The sequence below is a fragment of the Bacteroidales bacterium genome (assembly GCA_026418905.1).
GTDB lineage: Bacteria > Bacteroidota > Bacteroidia > Bacteroidales > DTU049 > JAOAAK01.
This window is the reverse complement of sequence record JAOAAK010000003.1, coordinates 100,801-122,696: the sequence shown is the minus strand read 5'-3', so window position 1 is coordinate 122,696 and position 21,896 is coordinate 100,801. Positions and strand designations below refer to the sequence as shown.

Genomic DNA, 21,896 nt, shown 5'->3' with positions numbered 1-21,896 from the left:
TTATGACTAGTTTTCTTAAAGATTTAACCCCCGAGCAGTACGAAGCTGTCACACATGGAGATGGTCCCTTGATTGTCATTGCTGGTGCTGGAAGTGGCAAAACTCGTGTACTTACTTATCGTGTTGCATATCTTATTTCACAGGGAGTTCGACCTGACCAAATCATGGCTTTGACTTTTACCAATAAAGCAGCTGAAGAAATGAAACAAAGAATTCGTCAACTTGTGTCATCTCAAAATGCTTTACAACTATGGGCTGGAACTTTTCATTCCGTTTTTTTACGCATACTACGGGTCGAACATAAAATAATAGATTTTGATAAAAATTTTACCATTTATGACCGAGACGATAGCCTTCAAAAAATAAGGAAAATCATCAAAGAACTTAATTTAGACAACACTGTCTATAAGCCGTCAAGAATCTTAGAACGTATTTCTATGGCTAAAACTAACCTTATCAGCTACATAGACTATTTTAACCATCCGACTTTTTCTGAGCAAGATCGATGGGAAAAAATCCCCGAGACAGGTACTATCTATCAAATATATCAGCAGCAAATGAGAACATCTCATGCAATGGATTTTGATGATATCCTCTATTTCACATATTTACTTCTCAAGAACCATCCTGAAGTTCGGAAAAAATATGGTAATAAATTTAGATATATCCTCGTCGATGAATATCAAGATACTAACGTATTGCAGTATGAAATCTTGAAATTGCTTACAGATTATCATAAAAATATTTGTGTGGTTGGTGATGATGCACAAAGCATTTACAGTTTTCGAGGTGCGAATATTCAAAACATATTCGATTTTCAGAAGGATTTTCCGGGATTTACACTAGTAAAACTTCAGCAGAATTTTCGTTCTACTAAAGTTATTCTTGAGGCAGCTAATCATCTTATTAAGCAAAATAGGCAGCAAATTCCCAAAAATCTATGGACAATTAAAGAAGAAGGGAGACCTATTTCTCTGTTACAGGGATTAAATGAAGAGGATGAGGCAGAAAAAGTGGTCAGTCATTTGTTTCACTATAAAATGTCTTATCAGCGAAAACATAGCGATTTTGCAATATTATATCGAACCAATGCTCAAAGCCGTGCTTTTGAAATTGCCCTTCGCAAAAGCAACATCCCTTACAAAATATATGGTTCTTTATCATTCTACAATCGAAAAGAGATTAAGGATTTACTAGCATATTTTCGAGTTGTTATTAATACAGATGATGAAGAAGCTTTGCTAAGAATCATTAATTATCCTCTCCGTGGAATTGGAGAAACAACCATTGAGAAACTGGTTCATTTTGCTCGAGAGGAAAAAACAAGTGTGTGGAATATATTGAAAAAAGTCGAAGAAAAGAATTTTAATGCTGGCACTATTGATAGATTAAAAAAGTTTGTAAAATTGATAGAAACCTTTCGTACACTTCAATTTTCATCGTTGTACGACTTGGCTTACTATATTTATGAGAAAAGTGGAATGAAGGAAGATATCGAGAATCTTAGCAAAAATGAAAAAGTAGCAAGCATTGAAAATATTGAAGAGTTGTTAAACAGTATCAGTGGCTTTGAGCAGAAATTTATTTTTGAAAACAATCATGCTCCTACTTTGCTTGATTATTTGTCCTCAGTTTCATTGTTGACTACAAGTGAAATGGCTCCAGGTGAAGAAGAGCATGATCATGTAAAACTCATGACCGTACACACTGCTAAGGGACTTGAGTTTCCTGTGGTTTTCGTAACGGGACTAGAAGAAAATCTATTTCCTCATTATTATGGTTTGGAAAATGAACCAAACAAGATTGAAGAGGAAAGAAGGTTATTTTATGTTGCTCTGACCCGTGCTCAAGAAAAACTTTTTCTTTCCTTTGCTCGAACACGATCGATTCAGGGAGAAATTAAAATAAGAAAACCTAGTCCTTTTTTAGAAGAGATCCCACTAGAGCTTTTTGAAAAGGTCAATAAGTATTTTTCGCCAGCTGACACAACTGCAACATTACCGAATCCTAAAAAAAATGGACAATTTCAAACACCTCTTTATCATATTCATCCAGAAGAAATACCACCTGCTGACAATGTCATGCCTGGTATGAAAGTTTTGCATTCTCACTATGGCGAAGGATATGTGGAAAGTACGGAAGGTGAAGGGGAAAACAAGAGAGCTGTCGTAGCATTTGAGTCGGCTGGGAAAAGGGTACTTTTATTAAAATTCGCCAAACTTAAAATAATTTCATAATTTTGTTAAAATACATCCATGCGATACAACACTCAGCTTGAAAAAATACGAATGACTGAATACGGTCGGTATATCCAGCAAGTAATTGAATATTTACCCAAAATTGAGGACAAAAAAGTGAGAAGCAAAATTGCTACTGAAATTGTCCAAGTAATGGCTATTATTACTCGAGTGCATCTGCGGGATAATCCAGAAATTAAGCAAAAACTTATGGATCATCTCCATATCATTTCCGGATTTATGCTGGATATTGATTCGCCTTTTCCAAAACCAACACCTCCTGAGGAAATAAAACCTCATCCGCTTTCTTATTCAAATCCCGAAATTATTAAATATAAATATCACGGAAAGTACATTCAAACTCTTATCAAACGAATAGCGGAAATGGAAGATGGTCTAGAGAAAAATGAACTTATTAAACTTACGGTAATTTTGATGAAAAAATTTTATTATGCTTGGAACAAAGAACATGCTAAAGATTCGGTAATTATCGAACAAATGAGAGAACTTTCAAATGGGAAAATTATTCTAACAACAGAGCAAATAGAGCAAATACAAGAATCCTATAGGCAAAGTAAGGAAGCAAGAAACTCTTATTCAAGCAATGGAAAAAAGAAAAAGCAACTATTGATGTATAATAAAACAAGAAGATAGATGTCCCGATTTGTTATTGAGGGAGGATACCATTTAGAAGGAACATTTCAACCTCGCGGTGCAAAAAATGAAGCTCTTCAAGTTTTATGTGCCACATTGCTTACGGATGAAGATGTGATCATTCATAATTTACCAGATATTCTCGACGTAAAGAACTTAATTCGAATTCTTGAATTATTAGGAGTGGAAGTGGAGCCATTATCAAATAAAGGTTCTTATCGATTTAACGCGAGAAATGTTACTGTTGAAAAATTTCAGTCTTTACTTTGTGAAAAAAAAATTTCTCTTTTGCGCGGAAGTATTTTAATTGCTGGACCCCTTTTGGCTCGTTTTGGCTTAGCCATTATTAACAAACCTGGCGGTGATAAAATAGGCAGAAGAAGACTTGATACTCATATTCATGGTTTTATAAAGTTGGGGGCGAATGTAGAAGTAGATAACTATAAAAATGTAATTACTTTCAGAAGTGATAGACTCAGGGGAACTTATATTTTACTGGAGGAAGCTTCGGTAACAGGTACGGCTAATTTGATTATGGCTTCTGTTTTAGCTGAAGGAACAACGACAATTTACAATGCTGCTTGTGAGCCATATATTCAGCAACTTTGTAAGATGTTGGTTAACATGGGAGCTAAAATTCATGGGATTGGTTCCAATTTGCTGACCATTCATGGAGTGTCATCTTTGCATGGAACTGATCATACCCTTTTGCCTGATATGATTGAAGTGGGGAGCTTTATTGGGTTGGCTGCCATGACTCAAAGTAATCTTATACTTAAAAATGTTTGTTTACCTCAATTAGGCCAAATACCTGATGTGTTTAAAAAACTCGGAATTAAAATTCTAATGCAAGGAGATGATATTGTGGTTCCGTATCAGGATGTTTATGAGATTCAGACCCCGTATGATGGTAGTATCCTTACGATTAGTGACGCCCCTTGGCCAGGATTTACACCCGATTTATTGAGTGTTGTACTCGTAGTTGCTTCTCAAGCTCGTGGAAGTGTAATGGTTCATCAAAAAATGTTTGAAAGCCGTTTATTTTTTGTTGATAATCTGATTGAGATGGGTGCCAAAATTATTTTATGCGATCCGCATCGTGCTACAGTCATAGGTCTGGAAAGAAAATATCCGCTGCGAGGAATAGAAATGTCTTCACCTGATATTCGAGCAGGTATTTCAATGCTCATTGCTGCTCTTTCTGCTCGTGGAAAAAGCATCATTCATAATGTTCATCAAATTGATCGAGGTTACGAGCGTATTGAATTGGTTCTACAACAATTGGGAGCAAAAATTAAAAGAGAAGAAGAATACTAGTTCTTTTTTCAAATCAATTTTAATCAATTTTAATACAGTTTCATTTTTTCTGACTCAATTGCCAATAATAAGATGCACTATCTTTCATACCAAGCTTATCAAAAGAAATGGCAATGTTTCTCAAAATTTGTGGATTCTTTGGATTTAGGCGATGAGCTTTTTTAAGGTAATAGAGAGATTTAGTGAATTGTTGTTTCATTCCATATAACACGCCCAGATTTTCGAGGACTGGGGAATAGGTTGAATCTAGGGAATAAGCTTTTAGCAACCATTTTTCTGATTGAGCAAAGTCATGCCTTACTCTGCCATACATTTCTCCCATTTTGTTAAGTGCTGGTACATAGATACTGTCTTTTTTGAGGGCTGCATGAAGGTAATAAAATGTAGAATCATACTTGCCAATTTGATCATAAACTATAGAGAGTTGGAATGGATGTTTGACACTGTCGGGCTGCAATTTCATAAGTTGAAGAAAAGCACTTTTGCTTACGTGGTATTGTTTTTTCGTAAGGGAAGCCAGACCTACAAGAAAAAGATTATCATACAATACCTTTCGTTCGGGGGCTATTTGAATGGCTTTCACGTAGTCACGATAAGAACCTTCAAAATTTTCAACAATAAAATGTGCTTTTCCGCGAAGATCGTATACGCCGATATAGAGAGGGTAAATTTTTTCGGCTCTGTTTAGATAGAAAATGGCTGTATCAGCAAGATTTTTCTTTTTTATGGGATGTGCTGTTTCGTCGGACATTTGTAAAAGAATTTCAGCCAGAGATACATTGACCTTGGCAGATCGATAAGATGTTTTGACATCGGTGGAAAAAAGTGTATAATTGTTTTTCCATGCGGGATTTCGCAAAATAGTGAGTAATGAATAAATAAAAGCAACCATCATAAAAGCCATGTTGATCCATTTCTTTTGAGCGAAATTCCTTTTAAACCAACCAACGAAAAACATTGAAAAACCTAAAAGGGGAGTAAACATAAATCGCTCATTCATAAAGGTGCCAATATTGAAAAATAAATTGGAAGAGATAATGAAAGTCCCCCAGAAAATTCCAATTCCTATAACGTCCCAAGGTTTTTTTCTTAAGTAGATAAGTGCATATATGAAAGAAAACAATGTTAAAAACAATCCGATCCAAACCAAAGGATCGGAAAAATTAGTGATTTGAATATGGAAGGGGTAATAATCGTGGGTAAGGGGATAGGGTATGATGAGCAATTTAAAATACAACAACCATGTATAGAAGATAGTTGCCAGTTCCTCTGACTTGGTTGAATAGACAAATGGATTGTTCATAAGTTCTTTGACAGGTTCAGTGTTGAGTAGTCCTCCAAGCACCCAGCTACGAACGGCAATGAAAATTATAGCTGGCAGTAAAAGTGATAAAAAGGGAAGAACAACATTTTTCCATCGATTTAAAAAATTTTTTTCGATCAAGAATAAGAAAAATGGATAAATAAATAGCCACATGATGGCATTTTCTTTAGAAAAAAGAGCCAATGTAAACATAAGGAACGAACCAATCCAATATATGATGTTAGGTTTTTCAAAGTAACGCCATGCAAGCACTATGCTTATCAGGCTGAAAAGAAGACTGCAAATTTCATCACGGCCTTTAATATTAGCAACGACTTCCGTATGAAGGGGATGAACGACAAAGATAAGAGCTGTCAAGAAAGGAATTGACCACCATGATTCTGTAGGTAATGATAATTTATGAGCTATGCGCAATAGAAATCTAAATACTACCCATCCCAAGCAACTGTATAATAATACGTTAATCAAATGCCCGATATGTGGATTAAAGCCGAAGAGTTCTTTTTCAAGAGCAAACATGAAATGAGTTAGAGGCCTGTAACGTCCACCAGCAACGAGAGTTTTTCCCTTGCCAAACAACCCAGCGAATGCATCGTTGGTGAAAATTTCGTAGGTACCTGCCAGCCCTTTTTGGGTAAATGTATTGCCGGTGATCATAAGCAAGTCGTCGAGGGCATAATCATAAGAAATAGTCTGAGCATAGAGAATAAAAGAGAGCAAAACAATGATCCATGATTGATATAATTTGATTTTCCCTGGATACATATTGAATTTAATTTTCAAAATCCGGATAAAGTAGATATTTTTTACGAATTGCTTTGAAAGCTTCTACTTCTTCCTTCCATCTTGAGCGAATCTCGTTGGCATTTTTTCCCGAGATAATGAGCTTACGTAGTTCGTCTGTACCAGCAAGTTTGTCGAACATGGCTGGTTTGAAAAATTCTTTTTCTTTTCCCATTTCTTTGAATGATTGATATAATTGAATAATTAGTTCGATGTGAATGTGAGGAGTAGTTTTTAGTAACTGAGCAAGATGTTTTAAATTAAAACCGTGACAAATGAGATGAGCATAAGGCGGGTTGTCACTCATGCCAGCAATAGGGATAGGTGTAAATGAAGTATCTCCTTGCAAAGCTGGGTGACCGATAAGCTCAAATGGTCTAAGAGTTCCCCTTCCCACACTCATGGTAGTTCCTTCAAGTAATCCAACGGTAGGATAAAGGTAGATAGCATCGATGGAAGTTAAGTTAGGAGATGGTTTAATGGGTGGTACATATCTTGTGTTGTGATCGTAGCCTTTGCAGGGAATCACCGTTAATTGTATTTTTTTCCCCGCACTAAGCCATCTTTCTTCGTTGATCATCCATGCAAGTTCTCCGGGTGTTAAACCGTATACGATAGGGATGGGTAACATGCCGATGAAGCTTTTGAACTGAGGTTTTAAAACAAATCCATCTACATAAAACCCATTAGGATTAGGACGATCAAGAATAACAAGAGGTATATTGTTTTCTAAGCAAGATTCCATAATGTAATATAAAGTTGAAATATAGGTATAAAAACGGACACCTACGTCTTGAATGTCATAAAGCACGATATTTACATCTTTTAAGTCAGCAGACGTGGGTTTCTTTTTTTCACCATATAGAGAAATCACAGGTATATTGCGATAAGTAGAATCTGCGATGGGTTTCCCATCGGGGATGATACCCCAAAAACCATGTTCGGGGGTCAATATTTTGCAGATCCTGATATTGGAACGTATTAAGCTATCAACGAGAGGTGTACTTCCGATGAAAGATGTTTGATTGGCAACAACAGCAACTTTTTTACCTTGAAGTAGAGGAAAATAAAGATATGTTTGGTCTGCACCTGTCAGAAGACAGGTTTGCTGGCAATTAACAATGTAAGTAAAAGATAAATTGACACATACTATCCAGAAAACTATAATATTTTGGTTTTTTTTTCTCATTTTTGCAAAAAAATACAGTGTATAAAATTATAAATTTTATTCTACGATATAGGTTGACCGTACTTATAACTTTTTCTATACTTACTATTTTTTTAGCTTACAGGGGGGTGTGGGTGCCTATGTCATATGAATACGCTCAAATGTTGCCTCAGAGTGATAGTGAGAGTATAACTTATCAGGAATTCAAAAAGCAGTTTGAAGAAGATGGTGCTATTTTTTTTATTGGCTTCAAAGACTCGGCCATTTTTCGACTTAACCATTACAATGAATTTTCAAAACTTAAAGATAGTATCAGAAAGATTGAAGGTGTTAAACTTGTTCTAAGTTTTCAAGATATCTTATTGCTGAAAAAAGATACAATATCGAAAAAGTTTTTTCTTAAAAAGCTTTTTTCTGATTCATTAAGTCAGGAAAAAATCGATTCCCTTTTTAAAGTAATGAAATCTCTTTTGTTTTACAAAGACTTTCTTTTTACCGATAGTCATGCTTATGTGTTGCTCATATATATCAGTAATGAATTCTTGAATTCGATCAAAAGAAATGAAATTCTATCTAGAATTGAAAAATATTGTCAGCTTTTTTCTGATAAGACGGGAGTTACATTGCATTTTTCCGGAATGCCGTACATCCGCACGATGATTACGGAGCTAGCTAAAATTGATATCAAAAGATTTACGATATGGGCTTTTTTGCTTGTCATGATTTTGTTGCTCATATTTTTCCGTTCGATTCGTATTACAGTAATTTCACTGATAATAGTACTGGCAGGTGTGGCATGGACACTAGGTTTGATGGATATTCTAGGCTTTAAAATTACCATCTTATCTGGTGTTTTGCCTGTTATTATTATTATCATAGGTATAGAAAATGCTGTTTATCTCATCATTCGATATCATCAGGAGGTTACGTGTCACAAAAATCAGGCTCTTGCTTTGGTTAATGTTTTGAAACGAACCGGACTTGCTATTTTTCTTGCCAATTTGACTACAGCCATTGGGTTTGGTTCCTTTATGGTAGCTCCGAGTGTGTTATTTAGAGAATTTGGTCTTATTGCTTTTACTTCTATTTTGTCTATTTTTCTTCTGACCATAGTACTAATCCCTGTTCTTTTCAGTTATTTTCCGCTTCCTTTACCTCGTCACATGCACCATTTATCTTTTAAGTGGCGTAACAAATTCGAGGATTTTATTCTTCGTGTGATAGAAGAAAGGAAAAAAATTATATATTTATCTTTTTCCGTAATTGGTTTAATCAGTGTGGTAGGCATTTTTCTCATTCAAAACCGAAGTAGCATGCTAGATGATGTTCCACAAGATCATAGAATGCTTAAAGATTTTGTTTTCTTCGAAGAAAACTTTTCTGGTGTTTTACCTATGGAGATTACTATTGATACGAAAAAGAAGAAAGGTATATTTAGTCTTTCAACTCTGAGAAGAATCGATTCATTGCAATCTTATATTTCTTCATTTCAAGGTGTTTCAAGACCTATTTCAGTAGTTGATGTGGTAAAGTACGCCAAACAAGCTTTTTACCAGGGTGACTCCTCGATGTATGAATTACCTAATGACTATGAAAAAGGTTTTATTTTATCTTATCTTCCCAACTTAAATAATAAAAAAGAGAACAATACCCATATCATTAAATCTTTTATAGATTCATCTTATCAGATTGTGCGAATTAGTTTTAGATTAAAAAATCTTACTACACCACAAATCAAGGCAATTAAGGACTCTATTGCCGGAAAAATGAAGCAACTATTTCCTGAAGAAAAGTATACATGCAGAATAACAGGTGCATCGGTGGTGTTTGAAAAAGGAACTCGCTATTTGGTTGATAATTTGTTTTACAGTGTTGTTCTAACCATCATAGTTATTACCATTTTAATGTTTTTCCTTTTTAGGGATTATCGCTTGATCTTAATCATCATGATAGCCAATATCTTCCCTCTTGTTTTTACAGCTGGCTTTATGGGTTATACTGGAATACCACTTAAGCCATCTACTATCATTATATATAGTATTGCTCTAGGTATTGCTATCGATTCAGCTATTCAATTATTATCAAGATTTAGGCAGCATCTTCGTTCACATTTATATGATATGAAAACATCTCTTAAGAATGCTTTGCGTGAAACATCTCCTGGGATGATATATTCAGGTATTGTTTTGATGAGTGGTTTTTTCATTTTTGTTTTTTCTTTTTTTGGGGGAACAAGAATTTTAGGCTATCTTGTTACGGTGACGTTGCTTATGGCTATTCTTTCTAATTTGATGTTATTGCCTTCACTCATTTTGTCATATGAAAAATATATTTCCCGAAAAGCCATAGAAGATTCTATGCTTGAATTAGAAGAAAATGAATAAAAATAAATTAAAATGAAAGGTATCATTTTAGCTGGAGGATCAGGAACAAGGTTATATCCATTAACTCTTGCTATGAGCAAGCAGCTGATGCCAGTGTATGATAAGCCTATGATCTATTATCCATTATCCGTACTTATGATGGCTGGAATTAGAGAGATCCTTATCATATCTACACCACAGGATTTACCTCATTTTCAAAGATTGCTTAAGGATGGTAGTCAGTTGGGTTGCTACTTTGAATACAGAGAACAACCCGTACCTAATGGCCTTGCCCAAGCATTTGTCATTGGAGATACTTTTATTGGAAAAGATAAGGTCTGTCTTATACTGGGCGACAATATTTTCTATTCGACGGGTTTACAAGAATTGTTGCAGAAAGCTACTGATCCCGATGGAGGCATCATTTTTGCCTATCATGTTTCTGATCCTGAAAGATATGGGGTAGTTGAGTTTGATGAAAATATGAATGCCGTTTCCATAGAGGAAAAGCCAAAACAACCTAAATCGAATTATGCAGTTCCTGGTTTGTATTTTTATGATAATTCAGTCATCGAAGTTGCTAAAAATTTGAAACCTAGTGCTCGGGGAGAATACGAAATTACAGATGTGAATAAATACTACCTTGAACAAAGAAAATTGAAAGTGATCAAATTGGGTCGAGGTACAGCTTGGCTTGATACAGGAACATTTAGTTCACTTCTCCAAGCTAGCCTTTTTGTTGAAGTCATTGAAAGCCGACAAGGTTTAAAAATTGGTTGCATTGAAGAAGTTGCTTATCGTATGAAGTTCATTAACGAAGAGCAACTTTTAAAACTGGCCCAGCCACTTATGAACAGTGGCTATGGCAAATATCTTTTAAACTTGATTCAAAAACCGTAAGTTATGATTTATGTTTTGTTGACTGGAGGGGCTGGATTTATAGGAAGTTCCCTTGCTGAAAAACTCCTTGAACATCCTGATATTTTTTTAGTCATTGCAGATAATCTTACCACCGGGTCTATTCAGAAGGTGCCTCAACATCCACGTTGTGTTTTTAAAAAGATAGATGTCAATAATTTTGAAGAAATTGCTTCTTTATTTTATTACTACCCTTTTGAGTATGTTTTCCATTATGCAGCTACAGTTGGAGTACAGCGTACGCTCCAAAACCCTATCAAGGTGCTTAATGATCTACACGGGATTGAAAATATTCTTCGAATTTCAAGGTGTGCACGAGTAAAACGCATTTTTTTCAGTAGTAGTTCGGAAGTTTATGGTGAACCTGTAGAATTCCCTCAGAATGAAGAAACTACTCCGTTAAATTCGAGGTTGCCTTATGCCATCGTTAAAAATGCTTCAGAAGCTTTTCTCAAAGCCTATTACAAAGAATACGGGTTACGCTATACGATCTTTCGATTTTTCAATACATATGGGCCTAAGCAAAGTACAGATTTTGTCATTAGCAGGTTTATAAATCTTGCCCTTAAGAACGAACCCTTGACTATCCATGGTGACGGGAGTCAAACGAGAACTTTTTGCTACATAGATGACAATGTAGATGCAACATACAATGTGTTTTTATCAGTCTTGAAAAACCCTAACACAGACAATCACATTATTAATATTGGCAACGATAGTGAAATATCGATCCTAGATTTAGCTAAATTGATCATACGACTGACAAATTCTGCTTCTTCTTTGAAATTTTTGCCTCCTTTACCAGAAGGCGACATGACTAGGAGATTACCGGATATAACCAAAATGAAAGAATTTCTCCAGCGTCCTTTAATTTCTTTGGAACAAGGAATAAATTATATTTTAGAAAATCCTATTTTCATTTTAAACATGTAATCATGGAAGACATTTCTCCTTCACAATACTTGCATGAACTACAAAAAAAATTTCAGATTGAGCTGGAAAAAATAGATCTCAACTACGAACCACGTGAGCTATACGAACCCATTCAATATGCACTAAAAAATGGAGGAAAACGCTTAAGACCTCTTTTGGTACTTTTAGCAGCAGATTTTTTCAATGCTCGTTTCGATGATGCTATGAATGCAGCAATTGCAGTAGAAATATTTCATAATTTTACTCTTGTCCATGACGATATTATGGATCGGGCCGATCTTAGGAGAGGTCAGCCATCTGTCTTTAAGAAATATGGGTTAAATTCCGCTATCCTTTCTGGTGATACCATGTTTGCTCATGCTTATAAATATGTTACCAAGATTTCTGAAGAAAAGTTAGTTGGAGCTTTGAAAATTTTCAATCAAATATCTATTCAAGTCTGTGAAGGGCAGCAAATGGATATGAATTTCGAGGAAAGAAAAAGGATCGAACTAAATGAATACTTGAAGATGATTGAGCTAAAAACAGCTGTAGTAATTGGTGGATGTTTAAAATTAGGTGCATTTCTTGGAGAAAGCAATGAGGACACACTAGATTTGTTGTATAACTTAGGTCTTCATATTGGTTTATTGTTTCAAATTCAGGATGATTGGATGGATGTATATGGCGATGAGGTTTCTTTTGGCAAGAAAAAAGGTAATGATATTATTGATGCAAAAAAAACTATTTTGTACGTCTTGGCAACTAAATCGCTGACTAGCAATGAATTAGAACAATTTATACGACTTTATCATAACAGAAACATTCTTGAAACTGAAAAAATTGAACTTGTCAAACATTATTTCAATCGTCTAAATATCGAAGAAAAGGTTTTTCGTCTTCTAGATTCATACCGTGAAAATGCATTGAACCTTGTTCATCAATTGGATCTTGCTAGTGATAAAAAAAATATCTTTGTATATTTGCTTAATTTTATTTTTAATAGAAAATATTAATAAGATGGATAAAATAAAAGTTTTATTGGTTGATGATCATCAATTATATTGTGAAGGAATGCAAGCCCTTTCGAAGTATTCTAACGTAATTGATATCTACGATATTTGTCAAAATCCCATTGATTTTCTCAATCGCTTAAAACGTGGTGAGAAGCCAGAAGTTGTACTTATGGACGTCAATATGCCAGAAATGAATGGGATTCAGACCACAGAAAAAGCATTGGAAATTCATCCAGATTTAAAAATCATAGCTTTATCTATGCATAGGGAAGATTATTATGTCGAAAAAATGTTAACAGCAGGAATCAAAGGATATGTTCTAAAAAATATTTCTTTTCAGGAATTGGAAAAAGCAATCCAGTTTGTATATGCAGATAAGAATTACTTCAGTCAGGAATTATTCGAACAAATCGTAAATATGATTAAATTCCCTCAAAAATCTGAGGACAAAGAATGTCCTTTTTCAGATAGAGAGATTGAAATTATAAAACTCATTTGTCAAGGCTATACCAATCAAGAAATTGCAGATAAATTATTTATCAGTGCCAGAACCGTCGATGTTCATCGCAGCAACATACTTAAAAAGGCAAACGTTCGAAACACAGCTCAATTAGTAACATATGCTATAAAAAATGGATATTTTACCATTGATGACTACAATGATGAAATTCTTCTTCAAGTCCAAGAGAAGCGAAAAAAAAAGCGTGATGAATATTAGTCTTCATCACGCTTAATTATAAAAAGATAACTTATTGTTTAATAAATGGCTTTGTCAAGATTTGCTTATCTTTCGTTATGATGCTTAAATAATACAAGCCTGAAGACAGTTGTTGAATGTCAAGCTGACGAGAATTATACTCTTGGCTTAGTATTACTTTACCTTTTGCATCTCTTATGATAAATCGATCGATAGAAAGCTCTTCTTTAAAAGATATAATAAGAAAATTGCTGGTTGGATTTGGATATATGAAAAAACTTTCATCTTTAATCAATGCAGGAATTGTCGAGATGTCTACCATATGGTAAAAATGTTGATACTTCGAATTCTCAACCCATTGATTGTTAACATTATCATAATCATAATATTTTTCAATGATAATTTCATTTAAAGTACCATAAGAATATAAACCCTTATAAGTAGGAATCCACGTGGTTAAAACATTATCCCAATAGAATGATATGGTAGAATCTAAGTTTGAACCAGTATAATAATTATTAGTTTTATAGTTATTGACAAGCTGAGTCCCATCCCATACTTGTGTCAGCATTTGTATAAGATTTCCTTGGGCGTCATAAGAATAAGTAACTTTATTTACTTCGTACCATGAAGTTCCATTCCATCCGTAGTAGATAAAAAATAGAGTTTGACCCTGTGAATTGTAAAAATTAGCATGTTTGTAGTTAGGATCCCAGGTGTTGGTACCTACATTCCAACTATAAGCAATGGAAGAATCAACAGCTGGATTGTAGTAAAACAGTTGCTTGAAGGAGCTATCCCAAACATTGGTATTCCAGTTCAGATAGAATCTTTTAATTATCCTATTGTTTGAATCGTATATATTAATTGTTTTGTTAGTGTTTACCCAATTGGTGCCATCCCAAAATTGACTTATGCTTTGTTGAAGGAGGTTACCATTAAAGGAATAAAGTTCTTTAAAACTATTCGTAAATTGAGAAGTATTTATATCGTAGAATTGATAGGTAATGCTTGTAAGATTATTATTGGCGTCGTACGAAAAGATTCTTTTTTGTGTAGGGTCATACACCTGAGTTGATAAATTATAATTATAACTAATATGTTGTGAAGGGCAAGAATCATTGATTAATGTATAAACATCTTTTGTTTTATAAGTAAATTGACTTGTAGGATAATTGTAATTTCCTTGGATTTGCTTAGTTATTATTTGAATAGGATATGGAATCTGATAGTTATATTTACCCGTATATTTGATGTAATAAAGAGTATCATCCCATGCATTTATGGCCAGGCTCCAGGGTCTTTCTAGCCTGCTCTCTTCAGGGGCTCCTGAATGGGTTCCAAAATAAGTAAAATTAGTTTTGCTATAGTAATGCCATTGATTATTGATGGTGTCATACTGAAGATATTTTCTTTCAGCTTCTAAAAATGGACTTGCATTGGGAACTCTTGCACTTACAATCATTTTTTGAAACAAAAGACTAAAATTAGCACCTATCCAGTAATAGCTGGAGTCAAGACAGGGAACATTCATAGTTTTCAAAGGCATAGAACTGAAACGCTTTACATTGCCCTGACCAAAGGCTAAAAGCCATAAGATCATGACTACGACGATTGAATAAAATAACTTTTTCATAGGTTAAAATTTTAGAATTGTTTATCAAAATTATACAAGATTTTCATTTAAAAAAAAAAGATTGATATATGTCAAAAGGTTTAACCTTTTTTGTTTTTTGAAGTCTTAGCATTCACATGTTCTACAATGTAAAACTCTATATTTTTGCGAAAATTTTTTGATGGATCTACATATAGAGACTTTAGCTCGAGAAGGTTTTGATGTTGAAACAAGTTTGTTGTATCGGAGACTTTACGCTACTGATGCATCCGTCTATAAGGAATATCCTCAGGCGGTGGTTTACCCAAAGCACTGGCAAGATGTAAAAAATTTGGTTGATTTAGCAAATCAGAAAGGATTTTCTTTAATTGCTCGTGGGGCTGGAACTTCGTTGGCCGGTCAGGTAGTTGGGAATGGTGTGGTAATAGATTTTTCTCGCTACATGACTCACATCATTGAATTAAATGTAGAAGAACATTGGGTTCGCATTGAACCAGGTGTTATATTGGATGAGCTTAATCGTTTCTTACGTCCTTATCATTTATTTTTTGGTCCTGAAACAAGCACTTCTTCTCGTTGCACGTTGGGTGGAATGTTAGGTAATAATTCTTGTGGTTCGCGTAGTCTGATATACGGTTCTGTGCGTGATCATGTTATTGAGGTAGATGCGATTTTGTCGGATGGATCACTCGTAAATTTTGGTCCATTAACTATTTCTGAATGGGAAAAAAAATTGAATCTAACCTCACTCGAGGGTGAAATTTATCGTCAAATTCATTCAATTATATCCGATGAAAAAAAACGTAATTTGATTAATACTAAGTTTCCTCATCCAGAAATTAAAAGGAGAAATGCTGGTTATCCCTTGGACATTTTTTTTCAGATGGAACCATATGGGGGGAATGAAAAATTCAATTTGGCTAAATTTTTGGCTGGTAGTGAGGGGACATTGGCCCTTGTAACGAACATGAAGCTTAATCTTGTTTCTCTTCCTCCTTCTCAGAGTGGCGTGGTTTGCGTTCATTGTCATACCTTGAAGGAGGCATTGCTTGGGAATTTGGTCGCCTTGGAAACCAGTCCAACGGCAGTTGAATTGATGGATAAAACTATTTTGGATCTAGCTTCGAAAAATCCCTTGCAACATCAGAACCGATCCTTTGTCGAAGGAGATCCTGCTGCTATTCTGCTGGTTGAGTATGCTGAGGAGTCAGAGGAAAAGCTTTTTGAAAAAGTAAAAGAATTAGTAGAAAAACTAAAACAGAAGAGTATAGGTTATTATTTTCCTTTTTTACGAGGAAAGGAAAGTCAAAAAATTTGGGACTTACGTAAAGCTGGCCTAGGAGTCTTAACTAACCATCCAGGGGATGCCAAACCAGTTGCCGTGATTGAAGACGTAGCTGTTCGACCAGAAGATTTACCAGCATTTGTCGAAGATATACAACAAGTTTTTGATCGATTAAACCTTTTTTGCGTTTATTATGCTCACGTTGGGGCAGGGGAACTTCATCTGCGACCCATGTTGAATTTGAAAGACGTCCGAGATGTTATTAAATTCAAAGAAATAGCCTATGAAACTGCTGAAATTGTAAAAAAGTATCGCGGTTCAATAAGTGGGGAACATGGAGATGGAAGACTTAGGGCTGAGTTATTGCCAATCGTTTTTGGTCCAGAGATCATAGATTTATTTAAAGCTATAAAAAAAACTTTCGATCCAAACGGTATTTTAAATCCTGGCAAAATTTTAGATGCACCACCTCTTACTTCCCATCTACGATACGAAACCGGGAAACTTCATCCTACTATACCTACTCTGTTAGATTTTAGTCAAGATGGTGGCATACTGAGAGCGGTCGAAAGATGTAATGGAAGCGGAGATTGCCGGAAACCTCATACAGCACGTGGAGGTATGTGTCCAAGCTATCAAGCAACATGGGATGAGAAGAATTCGACTCGTGCTCGTGCAAATACTCTTCGGGAAATACTTACGCTTAACCAAAATCCCAATCCATTTAATCATCCGGATTTATATAAAGTCTTAGATTTATGTCTTTCTTGTAAACTTTGCAAAGCTGAATGTCCATCTAACATTGACATGGCAGCATACAAAGCCGAATTTCTTTTTCAATGGTACAAAAATCATCGTGTACCGCTTCGAACATTAATCGTTGCCTATTTCGATACGGTAATGGCTATTTTACAACCCTTTTCTAAAATATATAATAAATTTAGATCAATTCGCTGGTTTTCTCGTTTATCACTGGGTTTACTAGGATTTTCACCAGAAAGAAAATTGTTTAAGCTTTCTTCCTTTTCGTTTCGACGTTGGGCAAGAAAAAACTTAACAAAATTCAATGCTTCTTCAAAAAAATTTAAACGAGTATATCTTTTTGTGGATGAATTTACCAATCGTCAAGATGTGGAATTAGGAATTGTTACTGTTAAATTGCTTACGTCTCTAGGTTACGAAGTGATTATACCTAAACATGACATAAGTGGTCGTACGTTCATATCGAAGGGTTTACTAGCTAGAGCACAAAAAATAGCCGAAAAAAATGTAAAAACACTTGCATCGCTTGTTTCAGAAAAGGAGCCCCTTGTCGGAATTGAACCTTCTGCCATTCTAAGTTTCCGAGATGAATATCCTCAACTTTGCAGAGGGGAGCTAAAAAATGAAGCTATGCGACTTGCCTCTTGCTCTCTTTTACTTGAAGAATTGATTGTCAAAGATTATGAAGAAGGTTACATATCTAGGAATTGCTTTACTACGGAAGAGAAAGTAATCTACTTTCATGGCCATTGTCAGCAAAAAGCACTTGTGGGAACTGATGTTACAAGAAAATTCTTATCTATTCCAGAAAATTACGAGGTACATGAAATTCCCTCAGGTTGTTGTGGAATGGCAGGCTCTTTTGGTTATGAAAAGGAGCATTATTCCATTAGTAGGAAAATTGGAGAATTAATACTCTTTCCTTTTGTTCGTAAAATCAAAGATGGTGAATACGTTGTTGCTTCTGGAATAAGCTGCCGACAGCAGATCATGGATGGCACTCAACGAGTTGCTCTACATCCTGTTGAAATCTTATGGGATGCTTTCAAGAATAAAGGATGATTTATTTTTGAGGTTTTATGAAATGATTTCTAATGTTCTCACAAAAATTAAGAAAAATGAGACGTGGGTTGCCATTGCGCTCAATTTCCCTAATTGCCTTGTCTGCTTCAATTACGAACGCGAAATAAAATTCAGGAGTAACAAATTTTGAGAATTTTTCAAAAAATTCTCTATCTGGGAGAAGTAAAGTGTCGGGGGGAGAAATATTAAAATGTAACTTTAATGCATCGGAAATAAAATAAGAGGATTCGATGATGAGTTGTTTTTGCTGGTCACGACTAAATTGGGCAAATTCATGAGTGAGTTCAAGTAATTTGCTAGGTAAAAATTGATAAGTAGCTCTCATCCAATTTCGAAAAAAATTCAAGATGAATTCCCATTGTTCTTTGTAAAGTAAGTATTCAACAGCCTTGCTAGCATTGTTTCTTGCAAAGTATGAAGCAGAAATAAGAACTTCTCTATTAAAATTTGAAAAATGTCGGTTCAAGAATTCAAGAATATGCTGAGTTGAAATAGGTGGAATATGCCACTGTTGTAACCTTGAAAGAATGGTGGGAAGGATCTGATCTTTATTTTCTGATACGAGTAAAAAAATGGTATTTAAAGGTGGTTCTTCGAGAATTTTCAAGAGTTTGGGAGCAGCTTGATATTGTATATATTCAGGTAGCCAGATCAAAATAATTTTATATTCTGATTCTGCAGGAGTTAATTCTATGTATTCCATCAGTTGCTCGATAGTTTTTACGTTGATGATACCGAGTTTTTTCTTTTCTTCATTGCGAGCATTATGAGTAAAAAGAAGCCAACTGTAAAAATCTACCATCCCATGATGTTGAATGATGTATGATCTAAATTCTTTCATATAATCAAAAGAAGTAAGTGGGCTTGATCCTTCATCAGCTTGAAATGGAAAAATGCAATAAAAGTCGGGATGTGTCAAAGTTTGCATTTTCCGACAAGATATGCATGTTCCACAACTATCCTCTTGATCTTGTTCGTTAGAACGCTTTTTGCACAAAATATAGCTTGCAAAAGCCCATGCAAGAGCCATTTTTCCGTTTCCTGCTGGACCCCAAAAAAGCTGGGCGTGAGCAAGTTTTTTTTGTTGTACGTTGTGAATAAGTTTCTTTATGATATCCTTTAGAAAAGGAAGATTATTAAAAGTCATTATTGATGATATTTTTTTAAAAAAATGAACCAGCTATCTTTGTCGCTTTCAAAGCTAAGTAAATTTTCAACATCTTGAAAGGGTACCCAAAAGAATACAAATTCGCTATGTTTTAACTTGGGGAGTTGTATCTCTTTCCTCAACAATGGGAAGTCTTTGTATTTTTGAACTTTAACTCGATAGTAAATTGGAATTACTTGAGTATTGGGGTAAAAAATTGAAAAGATAACTTTATGAGGAATATGAATCAGTTCTGCATCTTTTATTTCAATAGACATTTCTTCCTTAAACTCGCGATGCAACGTTTGAATGGGCGATTCGCCTGGCTCGAGTCCTCCACCAGGAAACTTAAAGAAACTGCGATCATACCAATTTTCGTAAGAAATTAAAATATGTTCATTCTCAGAAATCAGACCATATACTCTGATAGAAAGCTTAATATTTTGAGCATTCATCTTTAGAAGTTTGATGTTCATGAATTTTTGCCAAAGGCTTTATGGCTCGGAGCATTTCACGCTTTTTTCCAAAACCACTTAACCTTTCTACAATAAAACCGATACTTTCAAGGTTTCTTCGTACTTCTCCTTTAGAAACATATGTAACTAAAAAACCTTCGAACTGCATAGCTTCGAAAATTTTACGAAATACATCTTGAGTCCATAAAGAGGGTTGAGCACTAGGGCTAAATGCGTCAAAATAAACAACGTCGAAAGAAAGCTGTTTAAGTGAAACTTCTTCTAAAGGTGCTTGTAGAATTTGCAATACAAGATTATCGTTCATGTATCGTGGGACGACGTAATTCGAAGTAAAAGCTTTCATAAGTATTTCGCGAACTTCTTCATTATTTAAGATGTCGGCATAATTCAATTTGGAAACCTCGGTCCAATGAAGCAGATGAGGTTCAATTCCAATGTAGTGAACTTTAACACCCATTTTTTTTGCTTCTAGAGAAGTTAAAACCATGTTAAGTCCTGTTCCAAATCCTACTTCTAGTATGCGAACTATTTTTTTTTGTGTTGCTTTGGGAACGAATCCTTGTTTGATAAAAACGTGTTGGCTTTCGCCCACAGCTCCAGAAATGCTGTGGAAATGTTCTTGATAATCAGGCGAGAAGAAAGTAGTACTTCCGTCTTCAGTAACAACAATTCGTAGAGTTTGTTTCATTTTTTTCTACAAAGTTCTTAATTTTAGTTAAACATTTTATTTTTGTAAATAAATGAAAATTAATTATGGGTTATAGAATAGAACACGATACAATGGGGGAAGTTAAAGTTCCTGTTGATAAGTATTGGGGTGCTCAAACACAACGTTCCTTAGAGAATTTTAAGATAGGTGGCACCCCGATGCCTGTCGAAGTGATTGAAGCTCTGGCTATAGTTAAAAAAGCAGCGGCTTATGCCAATTATGATCTAGGAGTTCTTTCAAAAGAAAAGGCAGAATTAATTGCACGAGTTTGTGATGAGATCATCAAAGGTGAATTAGCTGATCAGTTTCCTCTAGTGGTTTGGCAAACGGGCTCCGGAACTCAAACCAACATGAACCTCAATGAAGTTATTGCGAATCGAGCTCATGTTTTGATGGGAGGTAAGTTAGATGATACGAAAAAAGTTCTACATCCTAACGACGATGTTAATAAAAGTCAAAGCACCAATGATGTTTTTCCCACGGCCATGCATATATCTGCTTACAAAATGCTGGTTACACATACTGTTCCAGCTTTAGAAAAACTTAGAGATACACTCCAAAGTAAAAGTGAAGAGTTTAAAACGATTGTAAAAACAGGTCGTACACATCTCATGGATGCAACACCATTGACATTAGGACAGGAATTTTCCGGCTATGTCTCTCAGCTGGATCATGGCATCAAAACCATAAAAAATTCTTTTTCCCATTTATTGGAGCTTCCCATTGGGGGAACCGCAGTTGGGACAGGGTTAAATGCTCCCAAGGGGTTTGATGAAAAAGCTGTTGAATATATCTCTCAGTTTACTGGATTCCCATTTGTTGTAGCACAGAACAAGTTTGAGGCCATGTCGGCCCATGATGGTATCGTTGAAGCCAGTTCAGCTTTAAAAACTGTAGCTGTAAGCTTGATGCATATCGCAAATAACATTCGTCTTTTAGCTAGTGGGCCTCGATGTGGAATCGGAGAAGTTATACTTCCAGAAAATGAACCTGGATCGTCCATTATGCCTGGTAAGGTAAATCCTACTCAAGCAGAAGCTATGACCATGGTTTGTGCTCAAGTTATTGGTTGTGATACTGCTATAACCGTAAGTGGGATGCAAGGACATTTTCAATTAAATGTATTTATGCCTGTGATGATATATAACTTTCTCTTTGCTGCTCGTATATTAGGAGATGCATGTTATTCTTTTGCTAATAATTGTGTCGTTGGAATTCAACCTAATGTAAAACGCATCAAAGAAAATTTAAACAATTCACTTATGCTTGTTACTGCTTTAAATCCGTATATTGGATACGAAAAAGCTGCGATGGTAGCTAAAAAAGCTTATAACGAAGATATCACCCTAAAAGAGGCTGCCGTGCAATTGGGGTTCGTCTCTGCCGAGGATTTTGATCGTTGGGTAGATCCATCAAAAATGACATAAACA

At 35.1% G+C, this 21,896-nt stretch carries 16 protein-coding genes; 10 read left to right on the top strand and 6 right to left on the bottom strand.

The genetic code is table 11. From position 1 onward, the window contains the following. Positions 1 to 2 precede the first annotated feature (2 nt). From N2Z72_00740 to murA, 3 genes are read left to right on the top strand one after another with little or no spacing between them, the layout of a single operon-like run. Positions 3 to 2,237: a UvrD-helicase domain-containing protein gene (locus N2Z72_00740; protein MCX7696203.1), complete on the top strand. Its 2,235-nt coding sequence runs from the start codon at positions 3 to 5 to the stop codon at positions 2,235 to 2,237. Positions 2,238 to 2,255: 18 nt separating this feature from the next. Further along, positions 2,256 to 2,891: a DUF4290 domain-containing protein gene (locus tag N2Z72_00735; protein MCX7696202.1), complete on the top strand. Its 636-nt coding sequence runs from the start codon at positions 2,256 to 2,258 to the stop codon at positions 2,889 to 2,891. Continuing rightward, positions 2,892 to 4,208, top strand: a complete 1,317-nt coding sequence (gene murA / locus N2Z72_00730; GenBank protein ID MCX7696201.1) for a UDP-N-acetylglucosamine 1-carboxyvinyltransferase — start codon at positions 2,892 to 2,894, stop codon at positions 4,206 to 4,208. A gap of 40 nt (positions 4,209 to 4,248) precedes the next feature. On the opposite strand, the gene N2Z72_00725 is transcribed toward murA, so the two are convergent. Both N2Z72_00725 and N2Z72_00720 read right to left on the bottom strand, forming a co-directional pair. Continuing rightward, the gene (locus N2Z72_00725; GenBank protein MCX7696200.1) at positions 4,249 to 6,297 is read right to left on the bottom strand and encodes a hypothetical protein; all 2,049 of its coding nucleotides are present in this window, start codon (positions 6,295 to 6,297) and stop codon (positions 4,249 to 4,251) included. Between the two features lie 7 nt (positions 6,298 to 6,304). Next, positions 6,305 to 7,504: a DUF1343 domain-containing protein gene (locus N2Z72_00720; protein MCX7696199.1), complete on the bottom strand. Its 1,200-nt coding sequence runs from the start codon at positions 7,502 to 7,504 to the stop codon at positions 6,305 to 6,307. Between the two features lie 17 nt (positions 7,505 to 7,521). On the opposite strand from N2Z72_00720, the gene N2Z72_00715 reads away from it, so the two are divergent. Genes N2Z72_00715 through N2Z72_00695 form a run of 5 tightly spaced genes read left to right on the top strand, consistent with a single transcriptional unit; the run spans position 7,522 to position 13,410 of the window. Continuing rightward, positions 7,522 to 9,867 (top strand): MMPL family transporter, encoded by a 2,346-nt coding sequence (locus N2Z72_00715; GenBank protein MCX7696198.1) that lies wholly within the window; start codon positions 7,522 to 7,524, stop codon positions 9,865 to 9,867. Positions 9,868 to 9,879: 12 nt separating this feature from the next. Further along, positions 9,880 to 10,746: a glucose-1-phosphate thymidylyltransferase RfbA gene (gene rfbA, locus N2Z72_00710; protein ID MCX7696197.1), complete on the top strand. Its 867-nt coding sequence runs from the start codon at positions 9,880 to 9,882 to the stop codon at positions 10,744 to 10,746. Positions 10,747 to 10,749: 3 nt separating this feature from the next. Then, positions 10,750 to 11,697: an NAD-dependent epimerase/dehydratase family protein gene (locus N2Z72_00705; protein ID MCX7696196.1), complete on the top strand. Its 948-nt coding sequence runs from the start codon at positions 10,750 to 10,752 to the stop codon at positions 11,695 to 11,697. 2 nt (positions 11,698 to 11,699) lie between these two features. Then, on the top strand, positions 11,700 to 12,692 hold the full coding sequence (locus N2Z72_00700) for a polyprenyl synthetase family protein (protein MCX7696195.1): 993 nt from the start codon (positions 11,700 to 11,702) through the stop codon (positions 12,690 to 12,692). 4 nt (positions 12,693 to 12,696) lie between these two features. After that, entirely contained in the window at positions 12,697 to 13,410 is a 714-nt protein-coding gene (locus N2Z72_00695; protein ID MCX7696194.1) for a response regulator transcription factor, read from the top strand. A gap of 31 nt (positions 13,411 to 13,441) precedes the next feature. Here N2Z72_00695 and N2Z72_00690 read toward each other — a convergent pair whose 3' ends face one another. Beyond that, positions 13,442 to 15,025 (bottom strand): T9SS type A sorting domain-containing protein, encoded by a 1,584-nt coding sequence (locus tag N2Z72_00690; protein MCX7696193.1) that lies wholly within the window; start codon positions 15,023 to 15,025, stop codon positions 13,442 to 13,444. Between the two features lie 160 nt (positions 15,026 to 15,185). On the opposite strand from N2Z72_00690, the gene N2Z72_00685 reads away from it, so the two are divergent. Further along, positions 15,186 to 18,113: an FAD-binding oxidoreductase gene (locus N2Z72_00685; protein MCX7696192.1), complete on the top strand. Its 2,928-nt coding sequence runs from the start codon at positions 15,186 to 15,188 to the stop codon at positions 18,111 to 18,113. Position 18,114: 1 nt separating this feature from the next. Here the strand turns inward: N2Z72_00685 and N2Z72_00680 are convergent, their stop codons facing one another. Genes N2Z72_00680 through mnmD form a run of 3 tightly spaced genes read right to left on the bottom strand, consistent with a single transcriptional unit; the run spans position 18,115 to position 20,445 of the window. Next, the gene (locus N2Z72_00680) at positions 18,115 to 19,281 is read right to left on the bottom strand and encodes a hypothetical protein (GenBank protein MCX7696191.1); all 1,167 of its coding nucleotides are present in this window, start codon (positions 19,279 to 19,281) and stop codon (positions 18,115 to 18,117) included. After that, the gene (locus N2Z72_00675) at positions 19,281 to 19,757 is read right to left on the bottom strand and encodes an NUDIX domain-containing protein (GenBank protein MCX7696190.1); all 477 of its coding nucleotides are present in this window, start codon (positions 19,755 to 19,757) and stop codon (positions 19,281 to 19,283) included. Before N2Z72_00675 ends, N2Z72_00680 begins: the two co-directional genes overlap by 1 nt. Beyond that, the gene (mnmD, locus tag N2Z72_00670) at positions 19,717 to 20,445 is read right to left on the bottom strand and encodes a tRNA (5-methylaminomethyl-2-thiouridine)(34)-methyltransferase MnmD (protein ID MCX7696189.1); all 729 of its coding nucleotides are present in this window, start codon (positions 20,443 to 20,445) and stop codon (positions 19,717 to 19,719) included. Before mnmD ends, N2Z72_00675 begins: the two co-directional genes overlap by 41 nt. Positions 20,446 to 20,510: 65 nt before the next feature. Between mnmD and fumC the strand changes: the two genes are divergently transcribed. Beyond that, complete coding sequence (fumC, locus tag N2Z72_00665) at positions 20,511 to 21,893, top strand: class II fumarate hydratase (GenBank protein ID MCX7696188.1); 1,383 nt, start codon at positions 20,511 to 20,513, stop codon at positions 21,891 to 21,893. The last annotated feature ends 3 nt before the right edge of the window (positions 21,894 to 21,896 follow it).